Here is a 10,248-nt window from a genome sequence, read left to right on the forward strand (position 1 = left end):
CGCGGCGCGACGGCGCGTCCCACCACCATCGCGGCGATCTCCGCCTCGCCGACGTCCCGCGTCGCGGCGCTGCCGGCCACGCGGCCGCCGCGCAGCACGGTGAAGCGGTCCGAGACCTCGCGGATCTCCGCGATCCGGTGCGTGATCAGGATCACCGCCAGGCCGTGGTCGGCGTAGCGCCGCAGCGCGGTCATCAAGGCCGCGGCCTGCTGCGGCGCCAGCACCGCCGTCGGCTCGTCCAGCATCAGGATGCGGGCGCCCTGGTGCAGCGCCTTGAGCAGCCCCACCGCCTGCTGCTCGCCCAGCGAGAGCCGCGACACCGGCGTGCGCGGATCCAGCGGCAGGCCGAAGCGGCGCGCCGTCTCGGCGACCTGCTCGATCGCGACGCGGGTGTCGAGCAGCGGACCGCGGCGCGGCTCCTGGCCGAGCACGACGTTCTCGGCGACGGTGAAGGAGGGCACCAGCGTCACATGCTGCGGCACCAGGCCCATGCCGGCGGCGATCGCCTCGCGCGGCGTGCGCCAGCGCACCGGCCGGCCATCCAAGTGGATCTCCCCGGCGCTGGGCTGCTCCAGCCCGTAGAGCATCTTCATGACGGTGGACTTGCCGGCGCCGTTCTCGCCGACGATGGCATGCACCTCGCCCGGCGCGATGGACAGGCTGACCTGGTCCACCGCCAGCGTGCCGGTCGGGTAGCGCTTGGAGACGCCGTGCAGCGACAGCCGCCCGGGCGGGGTGGCGCCGATCGGCGCGCTGCTGGGCGGGGTGCCCGATGAGGCGCTCATCGCGGTGTTCATCGCGGCGCTCGTTGTGGGGCTCGTTGCGGCGCTCGCTGCGATGTTCAACGGCGTGTTCATCGCGGCGCTCATCCGGGCGTCCTCGCCGAGAAGGCGCTCGGCACGCGGCGCTGGCCGGCAACGATCTCCGCCCGCACCTGCTCGAGTTCCTGCCAGAGCGCGGGCGGCCACTGCGCCAGCAGGCCTGCGCGGGGCGCGAGGCTCACGCCGCGCTCCGCCAGGCCCAGCGACACGACACCGCCCGGCGCCGCGGGCTCCCGCAGGGACACGCGCAGCGCCTCCAGCACCGCGACGTCGACGTTCTTGACCACCGAGGTGAGGATGCGCGCCGCCAGCGCCGGCTGGCGCGGGCGGTAGAGCGCGTACTGGTCCACGTCCACGCCGATGGCGTAGCGGCCGGTTTCCAGCGCGGCCTCGTTGACGCCCTGGCCGCTGGCGCCCGCCACATGGAACACGATGCCGGCGCCGCGGCCGAACAGCGTCTTGGCGATCTCCTTGCCCAGCGCCGGATCGGAGAAGGAGTTGGCGTACTGGGTCGCGACCGGCAGGTCCGGATCCGCGGCCTTGGCGCCGGCGCGAAAACCCACGATGAAGTCGTCGACGACCGGGAACTGCATGCCGCCCATCACCCCCAGGCCGCCGCCGGGCGCGACGCCCGGCAGGCCGGCCCGGTCGAGCCGCGCGGCCAGCCAGCCGGCCAGGTAGGCGCCCTCGTTCTGGCGGAACAGCAGCGAGCGCACGTTGCGGCAGGCGCAGCGGCCGGCGTCCACGGCGGCGTCGTAGAGCACGAAGCGACGTTCCGGATAGGCCCGCGCCAGCTGCTCGACATAGGGCGCCATCGTGTAGGTGCCGGTGACGATCAGGTCGTAGTCGCCGCTGTCGGCCAGCGCGGTCAGAGCCGGCAGCCAGCGCGTCGGGTCGGTGCCTCCCTCCACGATCTTGACCGTGACCGGTAACTGCCGCGCCGCTTCGCGCATGCCCTTGGCCGCGCCGTCGAAGAAGGACTTGTCGCCCAGCGTGCCGTTGATGAAGAGCACGGCGCGCACCGCGTGGCCGGCCTGGGCGCGCGGCAGCAGCCGCTCGCCTGCGGCCTTCAGGCCGTAGAGCACGGCCACGGCCGCCAGCAGCCACAGGAGCTGACGCAGGAGGAAGCAGAGGGCGGGGCGCATCGACGGCGGTGCCGGGAGGGGGCGGCCGGCGCGCTCAGACGAGCCGGCTGGACTGCGTGATCCGCGCGCTGTACCGGTAGCTGGACACGTACTTCATGAGGCAGTACTCGATCGGCTCGCGCCGCTCGGACAGCGTGATGCGCTCGCAGACCAGCAGCGGCGCGCCTTCCGGCACGCCGAGCAGCCGCGCTTCCTCCGCGTCGGCGCTGGCGGCGAACAGGTTCTCCACCGCTTCCACCGGCGCAAAGCCGGCGCGTTCCATCAGCAGCTGGTACAGCGAGCGGGCACGTTCCACCTCCTGCAGCTCGAGCTTCACGCCCGGCGGCAGCGGGAAGTAGGCGTCGTGCAGGCCGACCGGCACGCCGTTGGTCAGGCGCACGCGCCGCACGCGGGTGAGCGGGTGGCCGGACTCGAGCTGCAGCAGCTGGGCGATGGCCATGGTGGCCGGGCTGAACTCGAGGTTGAGGATGCGCTGGCTGGGCAGGCCGCCGCGCTGGCGCGTGTCCTCGGAGAAGCCGTCGATGTAGCGCGACATGCGGCGCACCAGCGCCGGCGCGACGAAGGTGCCGCGGCCGTGGTCGCTGTAGACCAGTCCGTGGTCCTCCAGCAGCCGCACCGCCTTGCGGATGGTGTCGCGGCTGACCTGGTGCTGCTCGGTGAGCTCGCGCTCGGAGGGCAGGGCCTCGTTGTCGGCGAGGCGCCCGTCGTCGATGGCGGCGCGCAGCGCGTCGGCGACCTGGCGGTAGCGGGGAGGGGGCGCGGAGGCCTCGGCGGGTCGTTTGCTCATGTCCGGCAATGCTCTCATGGTACGTACCAGATGGTCAACAGGGTTGCTCCCAGTCCGCATCGCATGGCCGTTTTACGAGGCTGTGACAGCTGTTGCTTCCGAAGGAAAACCCGAAGTTCTGCGGAAAACATGCTGTGACCAGATTGACGTGGTACGTACCAGTGGATGATCATCCGGCCCGATCCGCGCAGTACCCCTCCACCCCGTTCCCGGTCCTTCCGCTGAAAGCTCCTCCACCATGCGCTCTCTCGCCCGCCTTCCGTTCGCACCGCTGCCCCTGGCGGCCCTGCTCGTCGCCGCCCACGCCCCGGTCCTGGCCCAAGAGGCCTCCGCGCCGGCCCGGCCCGCCAGCGAAGCCGCCGGCGATACCGCGCCTTCGATCGCGCCTTCGCCCGCGCCGGTGCCCGCCCGCTCGCAGTCGCTGGGCCAGGTGACGGTGACCGGCGAGTCCATCGGCCTGCGCCAGTCGCGCGCCAACGTGAAGATCACCGCGGCCGACCTGGAGCACTACCCGACCGGCGTCTCGGCCGACAAGCTGCTGGAGCGCGTGTCCGGCATCCAGGTCGGCTCGTCCAACGCCTTCGGCGGCGACGGCTTCGAGAGCACGATCAGCATGCGCGGCTTCGGCAAGGACAGCATCGGCTTCTCGATCGACGGCATCCCCAACGGCCGCACGACGCTGGGCGGCGGCTCGGTGCCCACGCGCTTCTTCGACAGCAGCAACCTGGCGGCGATCGATGTGTCGCAGTCGGCCGGCATCGTCGGCGCGCCGTCCCACCAGGCGCTGGCCGGCCACATCGATTACCTGACCCAGGATCCCGGCCGTGCCTTCGGCCTGCGCGTGGAAGCCGCCGCGGGCAGCGCCGAGCTCGGCCGGCTCTATGCCCGCGTGGACAGCGGCGAACTGGCGCCCGGACTCACCGCCTACCTGAGCGTGTCTCGGCAGCAGTGGCAGGTCTCCTACGTCGACGATCCCTCCGGCCACGACACCCGCGACCATGCCGACCTGAAGCTGGCCTGGCGCCTGGGCCAGGACACCACGCTGAAGCTCTACTCCAGCTTCAACGAGCGCAAAGAGACGAGCGCCAGCAACATCGTCACGCTCAGGCAGTTCCAGACCGATCCCAAGCAGGACGGCTACACCGACCACTGGACCGGCGTGCCCGGCGTCGACCGCAACTACCGCGGCCTCAAGGGCAACCCGCGCGAGGACCGGCTGAGCTACCTCAGCCTGAACACCACGCTGGGCGGCTTGAAGGTCTCGGCCAAGGCCTATCACCACGGGCAGGACGGGACCGGCAAGGAGACGGGCCTGGGCAACGGCGGCTATCCGGGGCTCGATGGCTCGGCCCGCAGCCTGTACTTCCGCGCCAACGACTACGACCTGTCGCGCAACGGCGCCTTGGTGGAAGTGGGCGCGCGGCATGGCGACCTGCTCGACTGGCGCGCCGGCGCCTGGTACGAGAGCTACGAGCGCGGTCAGGTGCGGCGCTGGTATCCGGTCCTCGACGAGGCCGCCGGGCCGGCCCTTGCCGACACGCCGGTCGCGATCAGCGAGGACAAGCACTGGAAGAACCGCTCCACCATGGTCTACCTGGCCAACCGCAGCAGCCTGCTGGAAGGCGGGCTCAAGCTGGACTACGGCGTCACCTACCTCGACAACCGGGTCGACTACCGCGCGCCGATCCAGGACTCGCGCACCGGCAAGCTGGATTTCGTCAACCAGGCGCGGGTGAACTCCGGCGTGCTGCCCAAGCTGGGCGCGCTGGTGCCGCTGGGCGCGAACACCGAGCTGTTCGCGGGTTACGCCAAGAACGCGGCCACGATGACCGACGCGACGCTCGAGGGCGGCGCGGCCACCACGATGGCGGCGGCGCTGCGGCCGCAGGACATGGACACCGCCAAGGCCTTCGACCTGGGCCTGCGCCACAAGGGCGACGGCTACGCGCTGAGCGTGCAGGGTTTTTCGATCCGCTCGAAGGAGACGGTCGCCGCGGACATCGCCGGCACGCTGCAGTCGGAGAACGTGGACCAGGGCCGCCGCATCGATGGCATCGAACTCAGCGCCAATGCCCGCGTGGGCGCGGCCTGGCGCCTGTATGGCGCCTTCACCTACCAGAAGGCGCGCTACGCGCTGGGCGACGTCGATGCGCAGGGTTATCCGGCCAAGGGCTTCATCCGCGACGGCGCGGACCTGGTCGGCATCGCGCCGCGCAACCTGTTCCTGGAAGCGACCTGGCGGCCGGGCGATGCCTGGCGGCTCGGGGTCAATCTCCGTCACGTGTCCAGCCAGGCCGGCTACTACGCGAATCCGCGGGTGGCGAACAGCGGCGTCGACGAGCGCATGCCGGCGTACACGCTGCTCGGCGCGAGTGGGTCGTACCAGTGGGATCACCTGACCCTCGGCCTGAACCTGGAGAACATCACCAACAAGCACTACCTCTCCGGCGTCGCGCCCGAGCTGATGACGAGCCCCTCCAGCATCGGGCGCTACTTCATCGGCGCGCCGCGCACGGTGGTGCTGTGGGTGAGGATGGAGCTGTGAAGCGCTCCCCGGTGACCCGCCCCGGCGGCGCGGCGATCCTCGTCGGGGCCGTGACCGCGGTCGCGCTCCTGCTGGGCGGCTGCGCGCCGGTGACCTCGACGGTGGACGCGCGTGCGGCGGCACGCGTTGCGGTGGACGCGGCGACGGGTGCGGCGGCAGAAGCGTCGGCAGGTGCGCCGGGGACGGTGGCCTGGGCGCAGCCGCCCATGCGCCTGCGGCTCATCGGCGAGACCGTCATTCCGCGCGTGGCGACCGATCCGCTGCTGCGCCATCTCGGCGGCATCTCCGGCCTCGACTACGACCCCGTCGAGGACACCTGGTACCTGCTCAGCGACGACCGGTCGGAGCACGCCCCCGCGCGCTTCTACACCGCCAGGATCCGCTGGAACGCGCAGGGCCTGGAGGAGCTGCGCGTGACCGGCCTCACCCCGTTGTTGCAGCGGGACGGCCAGCCCTATCCGAATGTCCGCGCGCCGACGCGGCCCGGCGAGCCGCCGCCCGACAGCCCCGATCCCGAGGCCTTGCGGCTGGACCCGCGGACCGGGCGCCTGCTCTGGTCCAGCGAGGGCGACCGCCCGCGCGGCCTGCAGCCCTTCATCCGCTGGTCGGAGCGGGACGGCCGCTTCGCCGGCGAGCTGCCGCTGCCCGAGCGCCTGCGCGTGCATCCCGACGAGCCGCGCGGGGCCCGGGACAACCTCAGCCTGGAAGGCCTGGCGCTGGCCGAGGATGGCTCCGTGTGGGCCAGCATGGAGGCGCCGTTGATCGAGGACGGCGAGCCGCCGACACGCGAGGCGGGCGCGTTGACCCGCTTCACCCACCTGGACCGGCAGGGCCGGGTGCTGGGGCAGTACGCCTATCCGGTCGAGCCGGTCCCCGAGGCGCCGACGGGCGGTCAGCGCCGGTCCGACAACGGCGTCAGCGATGTGCTGGTCACGCCGGCCGGCACGCTGCTGGTGCTGGAGCGCTCGGGCCGGGAAGTCGCCGAGCGAGTCTTCAAGTTCCGCGTGCGGCTGTACGAGGCCCGCGTCGACGGCGCCACCGACGTCTCGGCCGTGGCCTCGCTGCGCGACGCGGCGCTCGTGCCGATGCGCAAGCGGCTGATCCTCGACCTGCAGGCCGCCGGCGCGCGGGGACCGATCGACGACCTCGAAGGCATGGCCTGGGGACCGGTGCGGCCCGACGGCAGTCGCACGCTGGTGATGGTGGCCGACGACAACTTCTCGCCGCAACAGGTGACGCAGGTCCTGGCCTTCGAGGTGGCGCCATGAGGGACGAGGACATGGAAGGCCTGCTCGGGGCCTGGCTGCAGGCGGCCGGCGCCGGGGACCGCGCGGCGTTCGAGCAGCTGTACCGCCACTTCCAGCCGCGCCTGACGCGCTTCATCCAGCGCTGCTGCTCGCGCCCGCATGTGGTGGAAGAGGCGGTCAACGACGCGCTGTGGGTGGTCTGGAAAAGCGCCGCCAACTTCCGCGGCGACTCGCGGGTGACGACCTGGGCCCATGGCATCGCGTATCGCTGCATGCTCAAGGCGCTGCGGGACCGCGAGGTCGGACAGGAGATCAATGCCTCGGCGGTGCCGGAGGCGGAACTCGCCGAGGCGGAACCGTTCTTCGACGACGGCCCCGATCGCGAATTGCGCGACTGGGTGCGTCACGGGCTCGCCGCCTTGTCGCTGGAGCAGCGCACGACGGTGGAGCTGGCCTACTGCCAGGGCGAATCCTGCGAGGAGATCGCGCGGATCATGGCCTGCCCCTCGGGCACGGTGAAGGCGCGCCTGGTGCGCGCGCGGGAGAAGCTCAAGGACGTGCTGCCGGCGCTGGCGGAAGCGGCGGTCGGGACGCGCGGCTACTGAGCCGACTGCGCCCGAGGACCGGTCGGGGCCCGCGGTCGACCGCGTCGGCGCGTTCGCTTCGACGCCACCCGCTTCGCGTCCGTCTCGCTGTCGTCATCGCGGTGTGCCTATCGTCATCGCCGGCCGAACCCATCACCCAACAACTCGGCCAGGGAGCTTCCATGACGACCATCCTTGCGTCGACGACACCTCCGGCGAACGGGACGATCCCCGCTCATGCCGACACCGTTTCAGCCGGCACGCCCGCCGACGTCACCGGCGTCATCGCCGACTGGCGCCGCGAGGCCGCGCTGCGGCTGGGCGCCAGCCCCGAAGTCGCGCGGCACTTCGCCGCCACGGGCCTGATCGAGCTCGCCGGGCAGCCGCTGTCGCTGCATCCGCTGCACGACGAACCGACGGGGCCCTGGCTGGCCGTCACGCGCGCCGCGCGTCCGGCCGCGGTCGACGAGGCGGCCTGGTGCGACGCGCTGCTGCTCGCCACCGGGCAGGCGCTGGTCGCCACCCACGCGGCCTTCGGGTTGAACGACGACGGCGAGGCGGTGTTGATCCTGCGCACCGCCGCCGGGCACGCGCATCCCGATCTGCTCGCCGTTGAACTGGCCGGGCTGCTGCAGCTGCGGCAGGCACTGCTCGAGGGCGTGACGGCGCAGGCCGGAGCGGCAGCAGCGGCCGCAACCGCAGCAACGGCCGGGACGGCGGCAACGGCCGGCATGTCCGGAACGACTGAAGCTGCCGCGGGGCCCGCGAATGCGGCACAGCGCCGCGGTGTCGATGCGACCGCTGCGGCCGATGTCGACGCGCCATGCCTGGAAGCGCCCGAGCGCGTGCTCGTGCGCGTGCATGGGGCCTTGCTGCAAGCGGGCCTGCCCGCCGCGGACGCGCTGGCCGGCGCGCGCAGCGGATCGTTCACGCTGGACGGCGTGTCGATCGGCCTGGCCTGCGAAGACGGGACCGACACGCTGGTGCTGGTGTCCGACCTCGGCGCCGAAGCGCTCGACACGCTCGAGCGACGGCGGCTCGCGCTGCAGGCCAACACGACGCTGATGGTCTTCGCCGGCGTCGCCGTGGCCCGCGAGCGCGGCCGCGCCCGCCTGATGTCCCGCTGCCCGGTCGACGGTCGCAGCGCCGCCGATTTCGCCGACGGCTTCGCCGCCTGGTTGCGCGACTTCGCGCGCCTGGCCCGTGCCACATCGACGTCCCGCGACACCGCGGCCGCGCATTGAAGGAGGGAGCCGACATGCCTGCATCCATCACCCCTTCGACATCCAACCGCATCGAATCGTTCCGCCTGCCCGCCGAGGCCGGCACGTCCGTGCCGGGCGCCACAGCGACCGCGGGTACTTCAGGTACAGCAGGTGCAGCAGGTACCGCTGGCTCGACGGGCTCGGCGGCCGGCGTCGTTGCCCCGACGCTTGAGCGGCCGCACAACGCGCCGTCGTCGCGAACGTCCGCGCCGCTGGCGTCCTCCGGCGGCGACGAACTGCGCGAGCGCCGGCCTCTGCCGGAGCTCGTCGGCACGAGCCCGGGTCGCTCGTTGCTGGACGACTCGCACAGCCGGTCGGACTCGCGCGAGTGGTCGTCGCGACGCCTCCAAGTCCTGGCGGAAGCGCGCGGCTTGAGCGGCCCGCTCTCGGCCACCCCTTCCGACATCGGACGGCAACTGCGGGCCGAACCGACCTTCAACCTGTCCCGTCCCGCCGCACCGGAGCGCAACTGGCGCTCCGTCGCGAACGCGATCGCCGGCGAAGTCACCCGGCTGGCCGGCGTGGCGGGCCGCGAGGCGGTGCGCACGCTGGGGTCCGTCGTTCCGCCGATGCCCGAGGCGCGCCTGGCCGGCGTGGTGGCGGGACACGCCATCCATCAGACGGTCGCGGTGGGCCTGCCCACCTTCGCGCGGGAGATGCTCGCCAGCGCGGTGAGCCACGCGCTGAGGCACACGCCGGCCCCGGCCGTGATGGGCCTGCAGGCCACGGTCGGCATGACCAACGTGGTGCTGCAGGTGGTGCGGGAGCTGCGCGAGCGGCGCAACCCCGACGAGGCGGCGCGCGCCTACCACTCGCTCACCCCCGAGCAGTGGCAGGCGAAGACGCCCGAACAGCAGCAGACGATGCGCGATCACACGCTCAAGGTCTCGCGGCTGTTCACGGTGATGCAGGTGTCCTCGTCCTTCACCAACCTGATGCTGATGCATCACGGGTTCCAGCAGGGCGACCGGGCGGCCGCGCTGCAGCCGCTGACCAACGAGCTGAAGGTCGGCGTCTACGCCGCGATGCGGGACGGCCTGCAGGCGAGCTTCAGCATGGTCAAGGTGAACAAGCCGCCGGCGCCTGAGGGCGGCGGCCCGCAACCGGAACTGGCCGCCGGCATGTCCGGTGCCGCACAGGCGGCCGCCGTGGCCACCTACGCGGGCGTGAACGTGGTGAACAACTTCCTCGGCGACGCGCTGAAGGGCGCGTGGGTGCCGGATCGAAGCGCGGCGGCCGCGGTGCTGCTGGATCAATCCAGCGCCATGAACATGGGCGACGCCTGGCGTGTGGCGGCCGGAACCGCCGCCATCAGCGCGCTGATCAACACGCTGGGCGAGACGACGGACTGGTTCCAGCGCCTGCAACTCTTCGCCAACCAGACGCCCGGCGCGACGCAGGAGTGGGCGCCGGTGCTCACCGGCACGGACCGCAGCCGCGTGCTGGACCAGGCGCAGGCGCGGGCCTCGCTCACCAACACGCTCTTCTCGGCGCTGACCGCGGCGGGGCAGGGCATGGCGCAGAGCCAGCTGCCGCCGGCCGTGCAGCAGTTCATCGGCAACGTCGGGGCCGCGGCGCTGGGCGCGATGCTCGATTCGCCGATCACGGGCCTGTGGCAGGCGCAGGAGGCGGTGCGGGCCACGCCGGTGCCGGACGCGCCCGTCGACCTGGAGCTGGCGCTGCGTCCGGACTCGCCGCGCCTGCCGTCCAGCTCGGCCTCGTCGGTGGCCGACATTCCGGTGCCGCGGCAGCGCAGGCCCCGCGTCAACGTCGACGAACTCGATTGAAGGAGCCATGACCGGTCCGATCCGTTTCCCCTCGGGCGGCGCGCCATCGGGCGCCGCCGTACCGCCC

8 protein-coding genes are annotated in these 10,248 nt (G+C 72.5%); 5 read left to right on the forward strand and 3 right to left on the reverse strand.

The window, feature by feature from the left end:
- The 3 genes from FUT87_RS23715 to FUT87_RS23725 all read right to left on the reverse strand — a co-directional run.
- Nucleotides 1-869: ATP-binding cassette domain-containing protein (locus tag FUT87_RS23715; RefSeq protein ID WP_255511993.1), on the reverse strand; the 869-nt coding region annotated here is incomplete at its 3' end.
- Nucleotides 866-1,966, reverse strand: a complete 1,101-nt coding sequence (locus tag FUT87_RS23720; RefSeq protein ID WP_147242587.1) for a BMP family protein — start codon at nt 1,964-1,966, stop codon at nt 866-868. The genes FUT87_RS23720 and FUT87_RS23715, both read right to left, overlap by 4 nt.
- Before the next feature lie 34 nt (nt 1,967-2,000).
- Nucleotides 2,001-2,753 (reverse strand): GntR family transcriptional regulator, encoded by a 753-nt coding sequence (locus tag FUT87_RS23725; protein ID WP_147242588.1) that lies wholly within the window; start codon nt 2,751-2,753, stop codon nt 2,001-2,003.
- A 238-nt stretch (nt 2,754-2,991) separates the two neighbouring features.
- Here FUT87_RS23725 and FUT87_RS23730 point away from each other — a divergent pair, with 238 nt between their 5' ends.
- From FUT87_RS23730 to FUT87_RS23750, 5 genes are all read left to right on the forward strand, one after another.
- A complete protein-coding gene (locus FUT87_RS23730) occupies nt 2,992-5,298 on the forward strand; it encodes a TonB-dependent receptor (RefSeq protein ID WP_147242178.1) in 2,307 nt (768 codons plus the stop codon).
- Nucleotides 5,295-6,566 (forward strand): esterase-like activity of phytase family protein, encoded by a 1,272-nt coding sequence (locus FUT87_RS23735; RefSeq protein WP_147242177.1) that lies wholly within the window; start codon nt 5,295-5,297, stop codon nt 6,564-6,566. The genes FUT87_RS23730 and FUT87_RS23735 overlap by 4 nt, the downstream gene beginning before the upstream one ends.
- Complete coding sequence (locus FUT87_RS23740; protein ID WP_147242589.1) at nt 6,563-7,150, forward strand: RNA polymerase sigma factor; 588 nt, start codon at nt 6,563-6,565, stop codon at nt 7,148-7,150. Before FUT87_RS23735 ends, FUT87_RS23740 begins: the two co-directional genes overlap by 4 nt.
- A gap of 161 nt (nt 7,151-7,311) precedes the next feature.
- Complete coding sequence (locus tag FUT87_RS23745) at nt 7,312-8,373, forward strand: hypothetical protein (protein WP_147242586.1); 1,062 nt, start codon at nt 7,312-7,314, stop codon at nt 8,371-8,373.
- 14 nt (nt 8,374-8,387) lie between these two features.
- Entirely contained in the window at nt 8,388-10,181 is a 1,794-nt protein-coding gene (locus tag FUT87_RS23750; protein WP_147242592.1) for a hypothetical protein, read from the forward strand.
- Nucleotides 10,182-10,248: the final 67 nt, after the last annotated feature.

The organism is Mitsuaria sp. TWR114 (genome assembly GCF_007997345.1).